This is a genomic window from Dyadobacter sp. CY347, from assembly GCF_021502655.1.
In the GTDB taxonomy this organism is placed as follows: Bacteria; Bacteroidota; Bacteroidia; order Cytophagales; family Spirosomataceae; genus Dyadobacter.
Window position 1 is genome coordinate 1 of sequence record NZ_JAKFFT010000015.1, and the last position, 23,313, is coordinate 23,313.

The 23,313-nt window shown below is 43.5% G+C and carries 10 protein-coding genes; all 10 read right to left on the reverse strand.

Annotation, left to right across the window (positions count from 1 at the left end; translation table 11 throughout):
* Positions 1-585, reverse strand: a 585-nt coding sequence (locus tag L0659_RS25695) for a carboxypeptidase-like regulatory domain-containing protein (RefSeq protein ID WP_235129482.1), incomplete at its 3' end; no start/stop codon positions are given.
* A gap of 1,179 nt (positions 586-1,764) precedes the next feature.
* On the reverse strand, positions 1,765-4,308 hold the full coding sequence (locus L0659_RS25700) for a glycosyl hydrolase family 95 catalytic domain-containing protein (RefSeq protein WP_235129483.1): 2,544 nt from the start codon (positions 4,306-4,308) through the stop codon (positions 1,765-1,767).
* 91 nt (positions 4,309-4,399) lie between these two features.
* A complete protein-coding gene (locus tag L0659_RS25705) occupies positions 4,400-5,263 on the reverse strand; it encodes an AraC family transcriptional regulator (RefSeq protein ID WP_235129484.1) in 864 nt (287 codons plus the stop codon).
* A 46-nt stretch (positions 5,264-5,309) separates the two neighbouring features.
* The gene (locus tag L0659_RS25710; protein ID WP_235129485.1) at positions 5,310-6,224 is read right to left on the reverse strand and encodes a hydroxypyruvate isomerase family protein; all 915 of its coding nucleotides are present in this window, start codon (positions 6,222-6,224) and stop codon (positions 5,310-5,312) included.
* 47 nt (positions 6,225-6,271) lie between these two features.
* A complete protein-coding gene (locus L0659_RS25715) occupies positions 6,272-9,400 on the reverse strand; it encodes a PVC-type heme-binding CxxCH protein (protein ID WP_235129486.1) in 3,129 nt (1,042 codons plus the stop codon).
* Between the two features lie 193 nt (positions 9,401-9,593).
* Positions 9,594-15,536 (reverse strand): Ig-like domain-containing protein, encoded by a 5,943-nt coding sequence (locus L0659_RS25720; protein WP_235129487.1) that lies wholly within the window; start codon positions 15,534-15,536, stop codon positions 9,594-9,596.
* A gap of 697 nt (positions 15,537-16,233) precedes the next feature.
* Complete coding sequence (locus tag L0659_RS25725; protein WP_235129488.1) at positions 16,234-17,733, reverse strand: RagB/SusD family nutrient uptake outer membrane protein; 1,500 nt, start codon at positions 17,731-17,733, stop codon at positions 16,234-16,236.
* Positions 17,734-17,753: 20 nt separating this feature from the next.
* Entirely contained in the window at positions 17,754-21,305 is a 3,552-nt protein-coding gene (locus L0659_RS25730; protein WP_235129489.1) for a TonB-dependent receptor, read from the reverse strand.
* Between the two features lie 50 nt (positions 21,306-21,355).
* A complete protein-coding gene (locus tag L0659_RS25735) occupies positions 21,356-22,459 on the reverse strand; it encodes a FecR family protein (protein WP_235129490.1) in 1,104 nt (367 codons plus the stop codon).
* Positions 22,460-22,656: 197 nt separating this feature from the next.
* Positions 22,657-23,238: an RNA polymerase sigma factor gene (locus tag L0659_RS25740; RefSeq protein ID WP_235129491.1), complete on the reverse strand. Its 582-nt coding sequence runs from the start codon at positions 23,236-23,238 to the stop codon at positions 22,657-22,659.
* Between the last annotated feature and the right edge of the window lie 75 nt (positions 23,239-23,313).

Genomic DNA, 23,313 nt, shown 5'->3' on the forward strand with positions numbered 1-23,313 from the left:
TGACATTGGTATTCCATCCACCACAATAAGCGGCTCGCTAGATCCTGTAATAGATGCAATTCCACGAATCTTAATAGAAATTTCGCCACCGGGCTCAGCGGAATTTTCAGTAACCTGAACGCCTGCAGCACGCCCCAGCAAAGCCTGATCTAAACTTAGTACAGGCATTTCCTTAATTTGAGCGCTACTTACCTTCGCTGTCGCTCCAGTTACATCTCTAGCCTTTTGAGAGCCATAACCAACGACTACGACGGCATCTAAAACCTTAGAATCATTTTCCAGTTGTACATTCAATACAGACTGCGAACCCACTGTTACTTGCTTTGCAAGATATCCAACATAAGAAAACACCAATACCGATTCCTTTGATTTCACATTGAGAAAGTATTCACCATTTATGTCCGTAACCGTTCCATTACTTGTTCCCTGCTCTACAATTGATACACCACTTAGCGATGAGTTATTTTCATCTACTATTTTCCCCTTTATTGAAGTTCCTGATGACTGCGCGAGTAGTGAACCCGATTGATATACAGAAAAAATCAGTGTCATGAAGTAAATAAAGCCTAGTCTAATTTTTGTCATACGAAGGTTACCTAAAGGTTCATCATGTGTTTAAAATAATACCTAATAATTCAGGTTGTAAGCGGTTTATCCGAAAGTAGCATGCCCATGTATTAGAAATAATTTAAGCAAAAATAGTACTTTGCCTAGGGGGTGAATTTCATATAATTAGCATATTTTGATGTTATTTTATCCATGTTTATTCCTAGTCTTCGTTGATTCTTGCTGGGGAGTCCATCAACTTGTCACGAACGTCTGCTGATGTCATGAAAGAGCAAGAATCTTTGAGCAAATAAGGAGACAGATTTGAGATTCAATCAATTAGAATTCACCTTGGAAGGGATCAAATTCGTGGATCAAGCAGAAAAACCTCTCTTAGGTGAGTCGTGGAAAGGAAAGTAATTTTCAATTGGATAACTTTAACCTCTGTGGGCCGGCAGCATTTGGCCGAGATGGAGAAATATTCTTAAAAGACTTGAATAGCTGGCCTATGAATGAGCGAGTGGCATTAGCTAACAACAGTCAGTAATCGGATAGTTGTTAGCTAAAGCTGATTCTCAGCGTGACCTGAAGGTTGTATTATTGGCCTCATAACTTTGTTTTTCTAACATTAATAAGACTTTTTTGCCAAAAAAGCTAGTTAGCAAAGGCTGATCAGCGCGTGCCAAGGGGCTGTAAAGCTATGGTATACAACTATAAAACAATTCACCGGGCGGCCGGGCAGACCATCCTGAATTAATTCCAGTACTAAAGCATTATAATATCAGAGACGGAGATTACTATTAATAATCTCTTTGATAAAATTTTAAGATAAGTATCAGCACAATGGAAGAGTTATATAAAGCTCTCTGACCTTTTCCCATGCCATTAACAGTAGCCAGGAAGCAGGTCAGATTAAGAATTATTGGGACTTTGCCTTCAAGAGGGTTCTTCCGCTCATATTCGAGCATGGATTCCATAAGTGCTAGCGTCGAAGCGAATACTCTGTTAACACCACCCAATTTTTGCTGTCATAGAGACCTTGCAGTGCTTTGTCTTGGAAGCTGTGAACAAGGTCGTTGGGCGACCTTAGAATTCATTTGCTTTCATTATATTTTAGTCATCCTAGACTCTTTATTTTCCTTCATAATTAAATAAATTGGTAACAGTTAAGTTTATAGTTTCAGAGCTGATGAAAATTTGTAGGCACAAGGATCATCATTATTCTAATGCAACTTGATAAATGCCGTTCTGTACGGCATGAAATGCAATTTCATTCGATGTATTTTTGGTCAAAAGGACTTGTTGGCCATTTTGGTAGATTTTAACAGAAGAATTTATTTTTAGAGAACAGAGAGCTGTTCTGGTCGCTTTTATGGTACCAGACTTTAATTTATTATTCTCCCAAGAAATATCTACTTCAAATCCTCCTCTTGCTCTTAATCCTGTCACACTTCCCGTAAGCCAGGCTTTCGGTAGAGCTGGTAGCAACTCTATTGCGCCTGTGTGGCTTTGTAATAACACTTCTGCAATGACCGCAGTTGATCCGAAGGTTGCATCAAGCTGGTACGCCCATCCGAAAAAGTTGTCTTGTAAACCATATTTTAACTGATACTGATGGTGGCTATACGCTTTTTCACCCTCACCTAAACGCAACCACATTAAGCTTACCCAGTTGCTTAACCAACCACCTGAGCTTTTTCCATCAAGATAACTACTGTAACTGCCGTACCTATTATCAGCTTCTTCTATCGTGGCGTTAGGGTTTCCTTGAAGTCTTCTCTCCAAGGATCTGCGAGCCGCTAAATACAATTTGGGAGTTTTATAATTAATTTGGGTTGATGGATACAAAGCGTACAAATGAGATATATGTCTATGACCAATTTCTGGTTCTTCGTAATCTTCTATCCATTCCTGTAAAGTGCCCGTTTTCTTACTGGTTTGTAAAGGAGCAAGATGTTTCAAAGCAAATTCAACTCTTTTTCTCAATTGAGCTTCAAAAGGCATTCCTGGTTTGCTTAAATCGTCGATCGCTTGTAAACAGTTTTCGAACAGCTCATGACATATCTCTATATCCATAGTTGAACCATAAGTGAATTGATATTGCTTTCCGTCTTTCTTTTCAAAAGCGTTCTCCGGGGAATGTGATGGACTTGTCACTAAATAACCAGCCAGCGGTAGGCCTTTTGGTATAGGCTTTAAAAAATCCAAATAAAATTGAGCCGCTCCTTTCATTAATGGAAACGCAACTTCTTTTAGAAAGTTTTTGTCACCAGAATATAGATAGTGGTCAAAAATATGGTGGCATAGCCAACCCTGCCCCATTGGCCATATGCCCTGTACGCCATCAGACGGAGTTGTTCTCCAAAAAACATCTGTTAAGTGATGTACTACCCAGCCATTTGCATTATACATTTGCCTGGCAGTTATTTTTCCATGCTTGGCTAAGGAGTCCATTAATGTAAATAATGGTTTATGACATTCTGCGAGGTTAACTGCTTCAGATGCCATATAATTCATTTGTAAATTAATATTGGTATGGTAATCCGCATTCCAGGGAGGTAATAGCGTTTGGTTCCATAGGCCTTGTAGATTAGCTGGCAAGTCGCCTTCCCGAGAAGATGCAATGAGTAGATATCTTCCGTATTGAAATAACAATTCGGAAAGGTAAGGATCCACTACTTCGGTAGTACGAGCTCTGCTCATCCTCAGATCCTGAGGAAGCTCCATTGCATTAGCAGCGGCTGAAAGATTGATCTTAACACGATCAAACAAGGATTTAAAATCATTTATATGGTCTTTATTAATTTCATTGTAACTCTTGTCAGACAGTCTAGTAATTAGTGAATTACAGTAAGTTTCTGGATCTTTCTGCCCATAACTGGTCGCAGCAACCAGATAGAGTATAACTTCTGTAGCACCCTCTACATGCATGCTTCCGTCATCAGTTACGGATACTGAACCTCCTTTGTTTATTGCTTTTAAGATTGCGCTAAAACTCATGCCTTGCTCCCCATGCCTATTTGCAACGTCTAACGAAATTCTACCGTTTAGCATTAACGAGTTATTATCTGAAGTTAAAGGTTTTGTTAATGCATCTTTCTCTCTTGTTAAACGTATATTTAAATTGAGAGATTCGGGCTTATCGCATGAAAGTTTGACTACGATAACTTGATCCGGATGTGATGCAAATACCTCCCTCCTGTATTTTTTTCCCTGATAGGTAAATCTAGTAACGGCAACCGCCGAATCTAAGCTAAGCCAACGCCTGTAGTCACTGTATAGACTATCTTCCAAGGAATGGTCCATGTCAATTAGTAAATCTCCCAAGGGTTGGTAAGATTTTATAGATAGGGGCTTACCCATCATTGTCTTATTTGCTAGTTTCTCTGCTTCATCATTTTTACCCTCAAAAAGTAATTTTTGTATTTGTGGCAGGTTTGCTCTGGACAATGGATTTATTGTATTTTGTGCATGTCCTGCCCAAAGAGATTCCTCATTTAATTGTATACGCTCATTTAGAGCTCCGCCAAATACCATTCCGCCTAAGCGACCATTCCCAACTGGAAGTGCTTCATTCCAACCTTTATTTTCAAAATGAAAATTGATTTTAAAGACTTTTTGATTGTAAGAAAAAGGATGTAATTGATATGCGGGCTTTTCAAACCAAAGTAACATAGGTTTTTGCTGAGCAAGACAAAAACGTATTGGGCTTAATACGAAAAGTAATATATTGAATAAAATTAACAATATCGATTTGCTCATTCTAATTGGATAAGTGAATTATCAGTATTTAATAGGGGTATAAAGGAATTTTCTAAGAGTGTTTGTATAATAATACAATACTCAATTTTGGTTAATGTAGGAAAGTCTTTCTATATTGTAAAGGGCTTTTTCCTGTTATTTCCTTAAAGCGTGCATTGAAATTTGAAAAGTTATTATATCCTGTTTCGTGGCATATGTAGTTGATGTTTTTTTTGTCTTCGATTAATAACTTACACGCTTGTCTTATTCTAACCTCATTTAAAAATTGAGAATATGTTTTTTTTGTGACGCTCTTAAATAACCTACAAAATGCGGTAGGGCTAATATTAGCAACCTCTGCGACTTCCTCAAGAGTAATTTTTCTATAAAAATTAATCATTGTAAAATTAAATACATCATTGATTTTTTGCGCTTGAATATCTTCGTTATAATTAAATACTGGGCTTGAAAGAATCTCTATTTCATTCGATTGTGATAAAATATCTAGCGCTTGTAGAATTAGAATAATTCTGGTAGTGTTTTTTGCATGAATCAATTTTTCGAGAATTTTTGAAACTTCAATATTTGTTTTTCCTAAGATTTTTAGTCCTGCTCTTGCTTCAATCAATAAGTTTTTTAAATTCTTATTTTCTGGCAAGTCTAAAAATTGTTCTCCCCAGCAATTTTCTAAAAAATGGACAACCTTAGCTTCGGCCAATACTTCGGGATTATTTTTATAATATATCTCGTCACATCGCCAACAGTGAGGGAGATTAGATCCTATCAAAAACAAGTCTCCTTCTTCAAATCGGTAAATATTGTTGCCAACAAATTGCGTACCTTTTCCTTTTTCAATACGTACCAACTCAATCTCAGAATGATAATGCCAACTCTTTAAAAAATAGGGTACTTTATCCTGCCGTATGCTAAAAGAATTTAGAATGTCACGAGACATTTTTAACAGTTTTGGTTTCATGGTAATTGTGATAAGACGCTAAATTTTACGAAATGAAAATCAGCTGCTATATGGGATCAATGGCTCGGTAAGCTTTTAATGCTGCCAACTCTCCCTCAATTCCAGGCCTTTTAATGCGATGTTCCATTCCCATAAAACCCTTATAGCCTTTGTCAGCGACGTGACGAAGAACATTTACGTAATTGATTTCGCCTGTTGTAGGCTCGTACCGGCCAGGAGCATCACCGATCTGGAGATAAGCAATTTCATCCCATGCATGATCAAGTAAGGCAAGCACATTACCTTCTTCAATCTGAACGTGGTAAAAGTCGAAAAGTATTTTTACACTGGGACTCCCCACTGCTTTTGCAAGCATATAAGCTTGTGGAATTTCGTGCAGAAACATGCCGGGATGGTCCACTTTGCTGTTCATTGTTTCCATCACGGTAATAATTCCGTGCGGTTCGTAGATATCTGCAACTTGTTTCAACAATTCAATAGCATTGGCCATCTGAAAATCCTTGGGCATTTTCGGATCTGCCAAGCCTAATACATTGTGAACGTACTTGGTATTCATGCGTTTAGCGACCTCCACAGACTCTTTTACATCACTAAGCACCTTGTCGCGAAGCTCTTTGTTGTTTCCGGCGAATGTTACCTCTTTAAAAGTGATCGTCCCTACAAACTGGCCGAATTCCATTCCCAGTTTTTGAATGGCATTGCTGATCTTCTCTTGCTCCTGAACCGTTTTACTTTTGAGCCATGTATTTTCCCATGCTCGGAATCCCTGATCATGGCCCCATTTGATCTGATCAATCGGATCTTTGCCGCCGGCTTTGGCGAATATGTCAAACTCAGGTGAAAATTTAGTCCTGAATGGTTTTTCAGAAGTGCTTGATTGGGAAATTGCATCCGTGTAAAGTCCACTGGCTATTGCGGCACTGGCCAATATGCCATTTTTAATAAACGTATCTCTTTTCATCTGTAAAATTTTAGAGCGCTAAATGGAGAGTTGGCTGGTAATAGAGATTACCTAAGAAAAACTTTGTCCTTACTTGGATCCTGATCCTGCCCCATTAAAAAGGCCATCACATCGGCCATTTCTTGCTCCGTCAGCAGCTTATCCAAACCTTGTGGCATCATGGATACATCCATCACTTTGGTGGAAGCAATATCTTTTCTGGGAATACGGATGGTCGTTTGGGGCCCGGTTTTGAGCATGATAGCCTCAGGAGATTGCTCCTGGATTACGCCGGTATATTCAATAGTTTTGGTTTTGATCTGATAAGTCTCATACTCCCGCACAAAACTTGCATTGGGATAAATGATCGCTTCCAGCAGATCATGCGTCGAGCGGTCGTTTTGAATGGACGTCAGGTCGGGGCCCAGTTTTCCACCTTCCGCGCCGATCATGTGGCATCCCCAACAGATCGCCTTACCAAAAAACAGCTGCCTGCCGTTTTCAAGATTGCCTTTGGAAACCTGGCTTTCAAGCGATTGCAGGTATTTAATCCTGTCGGCCTGCACTAGGTTAAGTTTCGCTAGAAGCTTATTTACCTCAGGTTTAACTTCGTCAGGATACTGATCAAAAATCGTCCGCAAGCTTGATTCGGTGAAACTGTCGAGCGTAGTTGTGTTCATCAGCGTACTTGCCAGCGCCAGACCGATTTTTGCCGAATGCTTGCCCTTGAAAATGTTAACCAGTCTGGGAAGTATAAAGACGTCAGCCTTTGGAAGGTAATCTGTCGCGATCTGATACAACTGTTCCTCTGAAAGTTCAGCCTGTGTCAGCACGGTCGCGGCCTGCAAACGGACTGGCGCCTCGTTTTTACCATTTAATTGTCCATACAGATATTTAAAGTCTGATTCCGATAGCTTGGGTGCGGCTTCGAGCAGGATGGATAAGCCTTCGGTCCGTAGCTCTTGCGGATTTTTATCGTTGTCAACAACATTCCTGATCGTGCTGCCCAGCGATTTGATACCACCCAGTCGAACCAGATCCAGTGCAGCCATTTTTATCTGTGCATTTTCATTGGATGAAAGCAATTTGGAGATTTGGTCAACCCAAACTTGCGGGAAAGTTTTCATCTGGCTTGCACCCATGACCTGCAACAAAAATAACTTTTGATCCTGCGTCGCTGTGGACACCTGATCGGCTATAAACTGCTGGATCGCCTGATCCGCGCTGAATGCAATCAAAATGTCCCGGAATGAATCTTTTTCTCCCGACGTAAGCACACCTTTTTTCAAACGCGCCGAAAGGAACGCCCGGATGTCATTCGACCATTCAGGATGGTGCGACGTTACCCAAAGTGCGGTGTGCTGTAAACCTGGGCTCTTATCGGATAACAGGGGAATTACCTGTCCGGCCTTTAATGGTTTCCCAGGCATCTGATCGAGTGCGACCAGCGCTGCTTCCCGTATCCTCGGCGACGGGCTGCTCAGTCCCTTTTTCACTTCTTCCGGGCGATTGAGCGTGATTAAAGCATAAATAACAGCGTGACGGACAAATGCATCAGACGCTATTCCCGAAGCGGTTATTAATGCAGGAACAGCTTGTGGCGCACCGATTTGGCCAAGTGCTGTGGCGGCCTGCCTTCTTACAGCAGGATCGTTTTTCTGAACGAGAGCGGCTAGTTTTGTAACAGCTTTAACATCCTTTGCCAGCCCGGCGGCCCGTGCCGCTGCCACGCGCACTTGCAAGTTTTCATCATTCAAACCCAATCGGACGCCCGCCAATGCATTGTCGGTCCCGATCCGGGACAGGGCAAAAATGACCTTCGTCCGCACATCAGCATTAGGCGTTTTTTGCGATAAACTGATCAATGGCGTCACTGCTTTATCGCCCTGCGTCACGATCCATTGAACCGCCCGGTCTGTTACGAATGGCCTGGCATCTGCCAGATAGCTTACCAGGTCGCCAGCTTGTAATGATTGCCATTGTATTTTATTTCCATAAGGATCTTCCGGTCTGCTTATTCCGTTTTTGCGAATCCTGTAAATCGCACCTTTTAGTTCGGGCTTGGATACCTGCGAGAGCGGACAGCCTTTGATAAACCATCCTCCTGTTTCAACCACCAGCAAACTGCCGTCAGCATCTTCAAGCACGTCGGTAGGGTGATAATCTTCCCTGTCGGTCCACATGAAAACTTCATCTTCGGTGCGGAATGATGCTCCGTCCCGAAACAGCTTGTGCCGAAGGATACGGTGCGTATTGAACTGGGCGCTGAAAAGGTTTCCCTTAAATCCATCTCCCAGAGCCGTGCCGCGATACCGTCCAATGCCCGATGGCGCCACGCGCGAATATTTGGAAACGACCGGCATCAAATCACCGGTACGCACCAGGCTGTCGCGATCAATGTTTTTATTGGGTTTCGGATAAATACCGCCTTCTGTCCAATATACCAATGCATCCCGCTGTCCTGCCTTCGGATCCGTAAAATACGTCTCGGTTCCGATAGGTTCAGAAGCCTCGGTGAAGGTAAGTTCAACCGGGTTGTTCATACCACCGGCCGATACCCATTCGAGCTGCGTTCCGTCCGGGCGCACGCGCCAGATGCGGGATGTTTCTCCTTTCAGCCTCTTGCCTTCTTTGGTAGTTACATCAAAACCATTAATGGCGCTGGTCAGATAAAGCCAGCCGTCGGGTGCCATGAACGGACCGATGAGGCTGTTTGCATTTACATTCAATGTCCACCCCGTCAGCACCACTTCACGTTTGTCGCTCACACCATCTCCATCTGTATCGGTCAGCTTTAACAGGTCGGGGGCAGAAGATATGTACAAACTACCCTTGTAAAAATAACCTCCCTGCGGGAAGCCTACTTTATCGGCGAAGATCGTGCTCTTGTCATAAACCCCATCTCCATTGTTGTCTTCCAGCAGGTTCACCCTGAATTTTGGATCGGTCAGTGCATCCTGGGTTTTGTCATACACATTTCCCGTGGATTCGAACAAAAACAGGCGGCCGGTTTCATCTGTATAACCAAACATCGGATAGGCAACCAAGCTCGAATCGGCCACAACTTCAATTGTGTAACCTTCCGGCACATGGATAACGTCTGCCAGCGTTGCACGCTTTTTAATGGATGACGAACTACAAAGGATCAGGACCGCACCTATCAGTCCATAACCAAGGATATGGATATTGTTTCTCATTCTAATATTCTTAAAATCAGTCATTTTAATACTTTATTGATTCAGAATGATTGTATTTATCTGTTGAAGTAGATAATAGCGGGTTAATTTGGCGAGCATTATCGAAAGGATGTCTGGTAATTTAATGAAAATGGAGTTGCTTCATTAGAATAGAATTCCCGGTCTAACACAAAGTCAAACCGGGAATATGCATTTACTCTTTGACTATCTTCTGCACTGAACTTGCTCCGTTTTTATCTATGATTTTGATCAGATAGATTCCGGAACGCAATCCTTGCATATCGATACCTTCAGCAGGCATGGCTGTCCAATTTATCATAACCCTTCCCGACTTATTAAGAACCTGCACTTTGGCATTACTCGCCCCCTGGATTTGAAGTTTGTCGCTCACCGGGTTGGGGTACAGTTTAATGGCATGTTCGAAGGCGAGGGATTGCACGCGACTGAATGAATAGGTGCCATCCTTATCCACCATCCGCAGGCGGTAGAGATTGTCTCCGTTAGCCGGGGCGTCATCGGTGAATGTGTAGTCGGTCAGTGCCGATTTGTCTCCACTAGCCGCTACCTCCCCGATTTGCGTCCAGTTTTTCCCATTCAGGCTCCGTTCGATCACAAAGCGATCCGTATTTACCTCTGCTGCGGTCTGCCATTTGTAAAGCGACTGATCCCCTTCGTTTCCTGATACTTTCTCAACCGAAGTACTCACCAGCTGAACCGGCAACGGCGATGCAGTGCCACTTGCCATGATCACATTTTGGATATTGATCGATCCGGCGGTAGTGACAAGACGTATGGAATAAGCCTTGTTCGACGATCCCATAAAATTGACCGGTACCGTTGTGAGCGTAGCCCCGCCGGTGTTGGCCAGGTTCACGTTAGCAATCACCTGCCCCAGATTTTCAATTATCAGCGTGGCGGTGCTGGTTGTGCTGTATTGAACCTTCACATTGTAGGTGCCCGAAGTTGGAAGACGATAAAGGTATGACCGTGAGAAATCGTTTGTATTGGAGACGATCGTAGTCGACCCTGTCGCACTTAATTTCGGCCATTCCCATAGCCCTGCTGTTGTAAAGGCAGCACCAGGTAAAGTAAATGGGGCCATTGTCCCGGCAGTTACACCCACATTGTTACCGATTGAAAAGTTGATTGCGGCCAGTTGAGGCGAGTTGGACGGGTTCAAAAGGTTACGAATAGACCAGTCCACTCCGCCAGTTCCATTCAAGCTCAGGAAGCATGATAGTTCGGCATCCACCTGGTTAAGCACGTTAAGGTGGTCGAGCGTATTCTGGTACCATCTACTATCCCAAACACCACTTTTCGAAGCACGGATCACGATCTCATCACCATCGAAGTGCGGATGACTGTCGCCCTCATAATTAATGTAAGCAAGTCCAAACTGCTTTGCCCAGCCCGATTCTGTCATACTGACATCATAAAAGCCTGCAGGATTGCCGTATTCATCATTGTAGCTCGCAGTTGCATTAAAAGATCCACTATTCCAGATGGTATTTATATTAACGGGTCCTTCGGTGTTCCAGTAAAACGAACCGCCAAATCCATAGAAATAATAATTTACCGGATGCGGGTCATTCCATGTCGAGCGGGAATCCCTTTTATTGAAGTACGCATCCATAAAGAGCATACTTTGAGCTGTACGTCCCAAATACGTTCTTTGGGTACAGAACAGCGGACGGACCCGGTTCATCATTTCAGATCCAAAAACGTTTCTGAAAAGCATGCTGATTTCAGCAGACCTAAGTGCCCGATATCTCATTCCCCATTCGTATTCGCTATCGTTTCCGTCAAATTTTACCGCATTGTTCGTTTTGCCCTTTGCATAAATGTACCAGGTCTGTGAAAAGTCATCGTTCCAGGTTTCATTGGAATATTCCACATACAGCTTCAAATTTGCATTCAGAGGCGGGAATACAGGATTTGATTGTGTGGAAGTGTAAGGATTCACACCGTCACTGCCGTATTTACACATGCGGGCAAGTTTGGTTACGTAATCATCCGTCACTTTGTGTGGGATCGTCAACCAAAGATCGGTTTGGGCCTGGTTAGCGAACATGATCAGATACTCGTAAGAAGCACCACGACCTTCCCATCCATAAGCTTTCCCACCTGTGGGGGGACTTTGGCGGGCATGGCGTGGAAGTGTCCTGTCAGCCCAAAGTGAGTCCTGATTCCAATTGACTGCTGCCCATCCTATACTTCGCACGCATTTAAATGGGGCCATCTGACTGATGATGTCATCGCAGAAAAGCTTGTTTTCGGGATAAGCTTGTGTGCTGCCGGGTGAGGTTGGGCGCATTAGCTTCACATTTGTAACACCTGTATTGGTCGCGCTTGCCGATGTACGTTTTGTGTTTATAAATGATAAATACAACGCGCTATTTCCCTGTGAAATAGTTAAGTCGGCTGTACTCTGATTGAGCGCGCTGTTATAAGTGATGCTCGAAAGTGCTCCGTCGCCGGTAGTAACTGTGGCCTGTCCTGTGAAATACAGTTTGTAAGTACCATGAGTCAAGGGTGCATCCGCCCATACAAGGCATCTTGCGTCCGTGGTCGGCCAGTAGTTGGCATCTTTTGGCGCATCGTCCCCGTCGGTAGAAGTAGAATTGATTTTATCCCACTGTCTGGACGACTTCATGGCATCGGCAAAAACCACATCGCTTCCATAATCCAAACCTGGATTGGCCAGGTTGATACCAATACGGGAAGCCTGCGCCTGTTGCGCGGTAACGGTGATCGTACTGGTTGCCGTTTTTGCCCCGCTCACTGTTGTAACTGTGATGACAGCCGAACCTGCTGCAAGCGCAGAAACAAGTCCTCCGGCACTAACAGTCGCAATCCCGGTATTGGAAGAGCTGTATGTAACATTCTTGTTAGTTGCGTTGGATGGTGAAACTGTGGCCGTTAGTGCGGCGGTACCTCCTACTGCAAGCGACACTGCTGCCGGAGAAAGTGACACGCTGGTCACTGCTACATTGCTGGCAGTAACGGTAACTGTTGCCGTCGCAGTTTTGGACCCATCAACTGTTGTGACCGTAATCGTGGCGCTACCCGCCGCAACACCGGTAACTACGCCACTTGCGTTGACGGTGGCTACGGCTGTGCTGGATGAAGTGTAACTGACACTCTTATTGGTGGCGTTGGAAGGCAGTACAGTGGCTGTCAGCGATCCGGTGCTGCCAGCTGCGAGTGACAAGGTGGATGGCGACAAGCTGACACTGGCAACCGCAACATTTGAGGATGTTCCCGACGAAACTATAAAATCATCCAGCATTCCATAACTGTTGTTCGAGCCTGCGTTGAAGTCTATTACCACCTGCGACAAGCCATTCCAGTTAAGGGTAGCAGTTTGCAATGTGGTACTGGCAGAAGAAATGTTGGCAGTAACGGTCCCCCCAGCAGCGTATGTACCGGTAATCACTGCATCAGCAAGCCCGCCCCATGGATCGGAAGCATGTTTCAGTGAAGCCAGATTGAATGCGCCACCTCCGGTTTTTGTCAAAGTCACCTTCGAGCCGGAGTTGTTATTACGGATCACCTTGTTACTACCGGTTGTTAATACAACTAATGGGTCATTGTCTGAGGAAGGAACATAGGTACCTAACAGAGTATACCCAGACGCATCATTAAATGGGTTGGCTAAAAGACCATCGGCCAGCCCTGTAAATGTGATGGTTGCCGTGGTGCTCGGTGCGGACACAGTAACGGCGCTTGTAGCTGTCTTGGCACCATCAGCCGTTGTAACAGTTATGGTGGAAGTTCCGGCAGAAACGCCGCTTACTACCCCGCTTGCATTGACCGTTGCAACAGCAGTATTGCTGGATGCATAGCTAACAGACTTATTAGTAGCGTTCGCCGGGCTGACAGTCGCGGTAAGATTTGCTGTGCTGCCAACATTCACCGACAAAGTTGCAGGAGCAAGTGACACGCTGCTTACGGCCACATTGGCGACAGCCGTGTACACTTCTACTTCTTTCACTTTAATGGACCAGGAATCATTAGTACGCACCTTTCCAATCACGCGCAAACCCCTGATATTGTTCAGGGCTGCACCGCTGAAAGTGTAAGTCTGATTGGAGGCAGCAGTTGAATACGGATACGCAGGAGATACTGTCCAGCCAGATACGTCTGCCCAGGTTGTTCCATTTGAGCTGGACTGAAGTTTTATGTTTGCCGAAAAAACACCGTTATCGGCAAGTGCTGCACATACTCCATTGAAAAATTTCACAGAGGCAACGTTCGACTGGTTAGCAGCCCAGACAATGCCAGCCGCCTGCCAGTTGCCGTCCGCAGATACATCGTTCAATACAACATCGACGCTGGTATTTCCATTGTTGATCGCAGTATTTGCGGTTTTCGTAGCATCGCTGGTTGAGCTTGCCGATGGGATATCACTCCAAATGTAAGCGGTTCCGCTGCCAGCAATATTACTAGCGCTTCCCGACCCATTCACCGTGATGGTGGTCGTTACCGGATTACTGTATAAATCGTGGTTATCAACTACCCTCAGCGTGACGGTATAGGTTCCGGGCGTTGAAAAAGTCTTGGAGGGAGAGTTTGCATTGGAGTTTGCGCTTCCATCACCAAAATTCCATTCAAATCCCAAAACAATATCTCCGCTATTCGGGTCAGACGAACTACCTGATGTAAAATTCACAGTCAGAGGAGCATTTCCGGATGTGGCGGAAGCAGAAATGACGGCAACAGGTTTGGCATTAATGACCACCGAAGAAGAAGATGTTTTGCTGCCATCCTGCGTCGTAGCGGTGATCGTGGCATTTCCAGAGGCAACGCCTGTTACAAGTCCTGTTGCGCTTACTGTGGCAACGGACGCATTTGAAGAACTCCACGTAACTGTCTTATTGGTGGCATTGGCAGGAGCAATTGTTGCTGTAAGCTGGGTTGTGGCGCCGGGGTTTACATTAGCAGAGTTTGGTGTAACAGCTACACTAGTTACGGCAACATTACCAGTATTTGCGGTCACGGTAATTGCCGAGGTAGCCGTTTTAGCACCATCTGCGGTAGTGGCGGTTATTACAACACTTCCACCCGATGCGCCCGTAACTACTCCGCTGGTACTAACCGTGGCAACAGCAGTGTTAGATGACGACCAAAGAACTGTTTTGTTCGTAGCATTTGCTGGTAAAACGGTGGCAGTCAGCTGTGTGGTAGCGCCCGCTGCGATCGTAATTGAAGCAGGGCTGATAGAAACCGACGCAACCGGTACCGATGCAGCATTGTATCCGCTCCAAGTATTGTTGCTTGCATCTTTATAACCTGTAACAACCTCGTATACAGTCTGTTGAACTGCCGTCACAAATGCGGCGCTTAGCGAGCCAAATTCAGAAGGTACACTCAAACCACGTGGGTCAGCTTTAAACAAAGTCGCGTAATATGTACAGGAGGCGATGTAGTTTCCCGCATTGTTCATGTGGATACCATCTGAATATACATTCCAGATCTTGGAATAACCCGGGATTTGGCCCGCTGCCATTTTCAGGTTCAATTGATAAAACACCTGACCAACCGGAACCATTAATGGCTTTATTATCCCTGATACACTTGTTCTGAAACCACTCGTCAACGTTTCAAAGTAGCTGCGCGTCTCCACGGTGTTGTCCCAGTTTCCAGGACCTGTATATGTTGCCGTCCAGGCCGAGTTCCAAACCGCGGCAGTCAGGGACGGATCGGATACGTTATCAATATTGTTCGGAGCCCTTGGCCACCGCTGATAGATATAATATTGGCAGGTTGCTTTTCTAGCACCAGCGGCATTGACAAAATTTTGAATAGCCGTTATATCCTCATCATCCCGGCGGTCAAAAGGCTGAAAAGAAACGGCGTCGAATGTATAATTAGCGAGTGCATTAGGATACAGACCATATGGTTCCTCGCTAAAACCACCATCTGGATGGTCCCAAATCCAATCTAACGGAGCTCCCGGAATCATGTGACGGCCCCAGTTTAATGTCTTTCCAGTTGTTGCAGAAAGGCTTTTGAGTCCGGAAATGTTGATGGCATCGGTAACGCTATTCCCAATAAAGTACACCGTTTTTGTTTGCGCAAAAACCTGCTGGACAAACAAAAATAGAAATAAGATGAAAGGTGAAAATTTTTTCATAAAACATGAGTTTGAATTAAAGTCGTTAAGAATTTAGCTGAGTGTTTTTTGCCATTTATTTTAGCGTTAAGTGATAAATTAAATAATGTAGGCCAAATGAAAATTCTTATTCATCCTTTTAATGGCATATTATATTGTATCAGCAGAAACATTCTAATAATACTTTGGTTTGAAGTAATATTATCGATCAGGACATATCCAATAGACTTTTAAAATAAATATCAAATTTATTTAAGTTAATCTTCAAGGTAGTTTCAACATCTTTGCATATATAAATTCTTCCTTTCAATACCTCATTAATTCCGTAAATCACTTCTTCATCTATCATTCTGCTTTTTACAAAATAGCCCTTGGCACCAAGATTAATAAAAATGTCGAAGGTCTGATAACTAATGTAATCGTCGTTTACAATTAAAGATGCAGTCGGAAAGCATTCTTTCAAATAATGAAAGTTATTTAAATCGTGTGCCGTGCTATTTAGGCCTATCCCGAGAATAATGACATCCGGGGTAGCACGTAAATGAGTATTTATTAATGAGGTAGTACTTGTAAAACAACCTATAATCTCACAAGCGCAATCGTTTCCTATCAATTGTTCAAAGCTTCTTAGAATTACAGGTAACATGTCAACTACTACCAAGTTCTTTATCATAATCTGTGGCAGCATATTCCAATAATAGGGATCTACTAATTACTATTAATAGCCTGGATTTTGCTTGACATTAGGATTTAAATCAACTTCATTGAGTGGAATTGGATAATATAGATTTTTAGGTACAGATATTTTGACATCCGACCGATCTGAGCTAAAATTCCACTTTGAAAGGTCAATGCGGCCATTCATATGCCACCGCCGCAGGTCCAGCCATCTAAAACCTTCTTCGCCTGCAAACTCGATGAAACGCTCATTTGCAACCCATTCCATGACTGTATTCTTATCAGTCTGGGTAGTGGCATAATCCATCGGTACAACGCCATTCGGCTTCATTTTTCTCGCACGCGACCTGACCTGGTTGATAAGCTGAACGGCATCCGCCAGTTTTCCGTTTGACATGATAATTGCCTCAGCTTTAAGCAAAAGGATATCGGCATAGCGTAACAACCGGGGATTGTTGAGAGAGCCAACTCCCGAAGACGACTTGATATCTTTTGCAACATATTTGGTAATAGCCCTTGTGGTGGCATCCATTGTCACGGGCAGACGCGGGTCTGCGGGATCAAATGCGGCCAGTAATTTTTTCGAGCCAAGATAAGGTGCTGCTCCAAAAAGGCTCCAATGGTTTTCATAGAATCCCCAATAGGCCGACATGGCTCCGTCATTGTTATTAAAATCGTTATTAAGCCAGACATTATCCCACCCTCCTGGCTGCGATGCCTGAAATTCAAATAATGATTCAGCATTGTTCTCTTCCTCTGCGTTAAAATTCGAGGCAAAATCGGGCATTAGCGAAACACCTTTGATTTTATCAAATGCGGCGATCGCGCTGAGATAGTCAGCATCGACCTTTTTCATACTGGCCCTGTACACCAGTGCTTTTCCAAGATATCCATTGGCCGAATTTACTGTCGCTCTTCCCCGATTAGCATTGTCCCATCCAGCCGGAAGAAGCGCTGCGGCTGCCTGAAAGTCGGAAATAGCCTGATCCAACAGGGATCCTTCGGTGGCATTTGGCTGTGTTATCTCTTCGGTGCTTTGAACCCTTTTCAAGATCAAAGGTGACGTACCGAAATAGTTAGATAAATTAAAATACATCAGTCCCCTCAGGAACAAAGCCTCGCCCCGGTGATGATCTTTTAAGTTGGGAGTGACATATATCCCTTTTTCCTCGTCAATTTTCTCCAATGTAATATTAGCGCGGTTGATCAGCTGATAGCAGGTTCTGTAGTAATTGTTGATTTTGGAATCCGCCGACTGGAGCGTCCCGAATATTTCAAAAGCTTCTGTGCCAATCGTCGTGATATCATCACCCGGCAGCAACCAAAACCCATGTATCGGTTCGTTCACATTGAACCAGTACAAATCAGTCAGTTTTGAATAAATTCCCAGGACTGATCTATCAAAATCAATCTCTTCCTTGTAATAGGATGCCTCGGTAATACTGAGTGGTACCAGATCAATGTTTTCTTCCTTGCAGCTGGTTGTCAGCAAAAGTATTGCGAAAAGAGGCAGCAGTATATGCTTGGATATCGTTTTCATATAAATAGCGTATTTGGAAATTAGAAACTGAGAGATAATCCTCCTTGAATGGCACGCGTCGGCGGGATAGTACCCCTGCTTTCGGGATCCAGCCCCGTCCATTTAGTAAACGTAAGCAAATTGGTACCGCTTATGTATATACGACAGTTTTCCATACCACCAAGTTTGTTACTGAATGACTTCGGAAGCGAATAACCAAGTTGAATATTTTTGAGCCTGAGAAACCCGGCATTTTCTATGAACCGGTTTGAAAAACGGTTGTTTTGGGCCGGGTCTGATCGGACCGCCCGCGGCATAGACGTGGACGGGTTCTCTGTTGTCCATCTGTTCAGTGTAGATGCCCAGTAATTGTTGCCGGACCCTGCCATACTTTCAAAGGCGGCACGTTCGTCGTTAAACCTGACCACATCCCCTACCCCCTGAAAAAACAAAGAAGCATCGAAACCCTTCCAATTTGCGCCCAGATTTAGTCCGTAGTAATAACCCGGGATTGTTTTACCTATAAAAGAACGGTCGTCGGCATTCACAACACCGTCAGCTGCCGCCCCGTCAAGTCCCATTACGTCTTTGAAGTACATATCGCCAGGCTGGAAGTTGTTGTTGTTGTTGCCATCTGAATATTTCGTTTTCCAGGCATCGATCTCTCCCTGATTTTGAAATACACCCCCAACCTGATATCCCCAAAGATAATTTAGCGAATTACCGACCTCAATGCGGCCATACTCCCCACCAAATGGCTGATTTTTAAATACGCTAACGACCTCATTTTTGACCGTAGTAAGATTACCCGATGCATTGAACTGAATATCGCCAATCTGATGGTTGAAATTCAGCTGGAATTCAAAACCACTGTTACGCACCGAAGCAATGTTTAAAATAGGCTGGTTTTGGTTCCCTACACTTGCCGGCACTGCCGTGGATTGCAGGATTCCCGAAGTCAACTTATTATAATATTCGACAGTAAATCCCAGCTTATTATTAAACAAAGAACCGTCTAAACCAATGTTGGTCGTTGTGGCAGTTTCCCATGATAAATCGCGGTTAGGAAAGTCAGGAAGACTTGCGCCAAACCTTGGTGTTCCTATTCCATTTCCATTGCCTGATCCCAGGGCATAATCCGGTGTATTTGAAACGGTCGATAGAAATGCGAATGAGGCTGTCTTGTCATTTCCCAGCTTGCCCGTTCCAGCCCGGAGTTTCAAATCTGAAATGAATGTAAAACGTTTCATAAAGCCTTCTTCGCTAATGCGCCATGCAGCAGATACGCCCGGGAATATTCCCCATTTAAACCCAGGCGCAAACTTTGAACTGCCGTCTCTTCTTAAGGTTGCGTCTAAATAATATTTGTGCTTGAAATTATAGCTGACACGCCCCATATATCCTATAAGTGCTTCCCTATCACGAAATGCCCCGGCATTGGTATACTGAATCGGTCCGCCAATATTGGTACGAAAAAGAGGGTCGGCAGAAATGATCTGGTTAGAACTGCCGCTCAAAAACTGGTAACTATTTTGCTGCTGATTCGCCACTAGCAAAATATCCAGCATGTGGCTTTTAAAAACACGGTTATAATTTAAACTCAGCTCTTTCATCAAATTCAAATTACGGGTATGACGCTCGAAATAAGATCCTTTGGAAGTTCCGTCGTTATTTGCGTAAGGATTGCTGGGTGTTTGAGAAAATAAATAATTATCAAAACTTTCAAATGTATTTCTTCTGTTGTAAAACCAGTTCAATCCAATTGTTCCTTTCAATTTCAATCCGGGAAGTGGCTCTACCTGTAAAAATCCATTAGCGATATTCCCGATAATAGCATAATCCGTCCTGTTTAAACTTTGCATAGCAAATGGATTCTTATTGGTCTCAGGACCCCAGAGCGCTTCGGCCTTATCAATTTCATACGCCGCACCAGAAGCCAGATCGGTAGGCACAAATTTATCGTTCTTCTTAAATGTTACCTTATAGGATTGAGCAAAACCGTAGGGGCCATTTGGATCGTAAATGGGTTGCCAGGGAGTTGTTCCGGCCAAATACGCAATGTCTGTTTGAGTATTGTCTAATGACTTTGTTAATGTACTTCTATTGTTCACCCCAAAGGAAAGATATTTATTGATTTTCGTTTCAATATTGGTGGTCAGGGAATACCGTTCAAGGTAATTATTGACCATTGGACTTTCTGTTCTCGAATAGCCTCCGGAAACATAATATTTTGTTGCCTCCGTTCCACCGGAAATGCGCACCGAATAATCCTCGACAACCGCATTTCTGTTAATGCCAGAAGTAACCCAATCCGTCGTCTGACGATTACCCAGGTATGCCGGATTAGAAGGATTAAATTCAACAGGAAGGTTAGCTGCTTCGTCTTTGTTATTTGAATATGCCTCCCGCGTGAGATCGGTGAGCTGCTGAACATTCAGCATGTCGTATTTTTTACGGATGTTTTGTACACCTTTCGAAACATTGATATCTACTTTTGGTTTGCCCAATTTTCCTTTTCTGGTGGTAATCAATATCACACCATGCGCTGCCCGAACGCCGTACACGGCAGATGCTGCTGCGTCTTTTAATACCGAAATAGATTCAATATCTGCGGGATTAATGGTTGATAGGATATTCACGTTTCCACGGACATCTCCTACGAATCCATCTTCGGTGCCATTCCCAAACTCGTTGATCGGAACTCCGTCGACGACATATAGGGGTTCTGTGTTGCCGAATGTACCCACGCCGCGGATGCGGACCTGCGGCCTTGCATTGGGGTCCCCGCTACCCTGGGTGACCTGCACGCCCGTCATGCGGCCTTGCATGGCCATCTCCGGATTCACGTAATTGCTCTTTGAAATTTCGTCCGCTTTAATGCTCGATACGGAGCCTGTAATATCCCTTTTCTCGCGGGAACCATAGCCTACCACCACCACCTCCCGGAATGCATTATCGGCCGGGGCAAGCTTTACGGCAAATACATTTTGACTGCCGACAAGTACTTCCTGGGATTTATAACCGATATAGGAAATGACCATAACAGATTCTTTGTCAGATACCTGTACAGAAAAATTGCCTGCTGCATCGCTTGAAGTCCCCCGCTGGGTGCCTTTTATGGTGATACCCGCGCCAGGGAGCGGATTGCCGTTTTCGTCGGTGATTTTGCCTGTAATCAAAATATCCTGCACTAAATCAGCTGGCAAGGCTGCTGGTTTTTGTATCCTCGCTTCTTCCCTATCCAGCACGATCTGTCGGCCCGAAACTTCATAGGTTAGACCCAATGGCTTCAAAAGCTTTTGCAACACATCCCCGAGCGTCGTGTTAGACAGATTCAGGCTTACTCTTCTGTCACTGTCGATGAGCTGACCACTGTAGACGAAATGGATATCTGAACGTTCTTCGATTTTGTGCAGGACCTCTTTAATTTTTTTGTTTGAAACCTGGATGGTGATCGTCTGGGTTAAAACCTCCTGGCCCATGGACGCACTTGCGAAAGAGAAGTTTCCAAAAACCGGTGCAAATACGAATTGATATAGCATTAGCGTCGCAGCGAAGCTAAATACCTTCGAGAAATGTAGAGTTTTGCTCATACTAATAAATATAGTTTATGATTTATAGGTCTAGGAAATGTATTAGAAATCTATCGGCAATTCCCGCCGGTGACGAAAACTTGTCCATTCTCAATTATGTAATCGGCGCGTACCGCTTTACATACTAATCGTAGCTTTTCACTAAATGGCTCATCTGTAAGTGATGCCGTAATTGAACAATCACCAAGGTGCTTATTATCGTATTGAATTTTTACATTGTAAGCCTGCTCGATCCGGCTGAATACATCTTTGATGCTCGCATCTTCAAAATCAAAAGACAAATGTCGCATAATGTCATTAACACTTTCTTTTGCATCGTCCTGTGGCTCAATTAGCTTTAATTGTCCTTTATTAAATACCGCGGATTGACCTTTTGTAATAATGAATCCTGTTAACTCATTATTTTGTTTTGCATTGATGTCACGCACATCATCCTTTTTGTAAATGGCTACCCTGCCCGTTTTAACTTTGACTGAAACCGGCTGATCGGTCAGATATGCTTTGATGTTAAAACTGGTACCCAGCACTTTTGTAGTGATTTCATTTGCATGTACATAGAAAGGTTTTTCCGGGTTTTTTGTAACTTCAAAAAATGCTTCCCCTGTAAGATAAACTTCTCTTATTTTATCATTGAATTGCAAAGAGTAAGTTAGCTTACTTCCAGGTTTAAGTACTACCGAACTTTTATCCGGCAAATTAATCAGTTTTGACACTTGGGAAAAGTTGCGTTCCTCGATTGACTTATCGTATGAAACCACATCAACTTGCTTCTCAGAAGTTGCAATAATTTGCTTATTAGAGTTATAATAAAACCACGAATATGCTAAACCGGCCGCAATAGTAATAGAGGCGGCAATTGAAGACCACTTCCTATACATTGGAATAATCACCTGCGGTTTCTCTGGCTTTTCTATCTTGCTAAATATGGAAGTTTTAAGATCTCTTAATTCAATATTACTAATAGTGAAGTCTGTCACTTGGATTGCTAACAAAACAATTTGTCTTCCACTTTCAATATCACCACGTTTGTAGGGATGTGTTTCAACCCAATCCTGCCAAAACGTTTCCGTAGCTACGTCGGCAGATTTTATCCATTGAATAAAATATTCATCTGTTGCAAATTCTTCCGGCGTATAATCAACGTACTTTTTCATTCTATTACTAGTAGAGGATAATTTTTACTTCGAAATTTTATACTTTATCGACTCTCAAATAACAGAGAGAAATTTCTGGTTTTACTACCAGAGAAAATTGAAATTTATTTTGAGGTAGATTTGGTGCCGGGTAAATAAGTTGGCAGGGAGCTAAAACCTGTCGTTAATAATAGTTGACAAAGAGGCTGGAAGAGTTATCACGGAAGCTGACAAATCAGATACCATAGTAAATATATAAAGTGCTTTCTAAGCTTTGAAAGTGCGATTTGAAGCGTATTTGCAACAGTTTGCTCTTTGATTTTGAGAACGACAGCAATTTCTCGAATCTTTAAGTTCGAAAAATACTTCAAGGAAATAACCTCTCTTTCCCGTTCTGATAAACTTTTTAAGGACTTTTCGACCCTTTGCTTTCTCAGGCTTTCAGTTTCATCCTTAACCCAAATAGCTTCTGGCGAATCGTCTGGGTTTTCGCTTGAGTTCTCACTAATAGGCTCATTTAAGGAGAATGCTCTCATTTGCAGGACGGTTGCCCGTTTTACTGCGCTATATAGGTAAAATCGTACATCCACTTCCTTTGCAAGACTATCCCTGTGCTGCCAGATGTAAATAAACACGTCCTGAACTGCATCCTTTGCCAAAGCACGATCCATAGAAACCTTATATGCATAGGAAATTAATTCTTTGGCTAGCAAGTCGAATAAGTCTCCGAATGCATCCAGATTTCCAGCAAGTGTTTCTTGCCAAATTTCTTGATGGCGCTCATTGTCAACGTGCTTCATATCGTAAACTGGGGATGCTACAAGCTTGGAATTATAAAGAGATGCCTTTTTATAGTTGAGTATCTTGCAACTGAA

Coding starts and splice junctions, on each gene's coding strand:
- L0659_RS25725 (WP_235129488.1), bottom strand. CDS start 17,733: ATGAAAACGATATCCAAGCATATACTGCTGCCTCTTTTCGCAATACTT.
- L0659_RS25720 (WP_235129487.1), bottom strand. CDS start 15,536: ATGAAAAAATTTTCACCTTTCATCTTATTTCTATTTTTGTTTGTCCAG.
- L0659_RS25710 (WP_235129485.1), bottom strand. CDS start 6,224: ATGAAAAGAGATACGTTTATTAAAAATGGCATATTGGCCAGTGCCGCA.
- L0659_RS25700 (WP_235129483.1), bottom strand. CDS start 4,308: ATGAGCAAATCGATATTGTTAATTTTATTCAATATATTACTTTTCGTA.
- L0659_RS25735 (WP_235129490.1), bottom strand. CDS start 22,459: ATGAAAAAGTACGTTGATTATACGCCGGAAGAATTTGCAACAGATGAA.
- L0659_RS25705 (WP_235129484.1), bottom strand. CDS start 5,263: ATGAAACCAAAACTGTTAAAAATGTCTCGTGACATTCTAAATTCTTTT.
- L0659_RS25715 (WP_235129486.1), bottom strand. CDS start 9,400: ATGAGAAACAATATCCATATCCTTGGTTATGGACTGATAGGTGCGGTC.
- L0659_RS25740 (WP_235129491.1), bottom strand. CDS start 23,238: ATGAAGCACGTTGACAATGAGCGCCATCAAGAAATTTGGCAAGAAACA.
- L0659_RS25730 (WP_235129489.1), bottom strand. CDS start 21,305: ATGAGCAAAACTCTACATTTCTCGAAGGTATTTAGCTTCGCTGCGACG.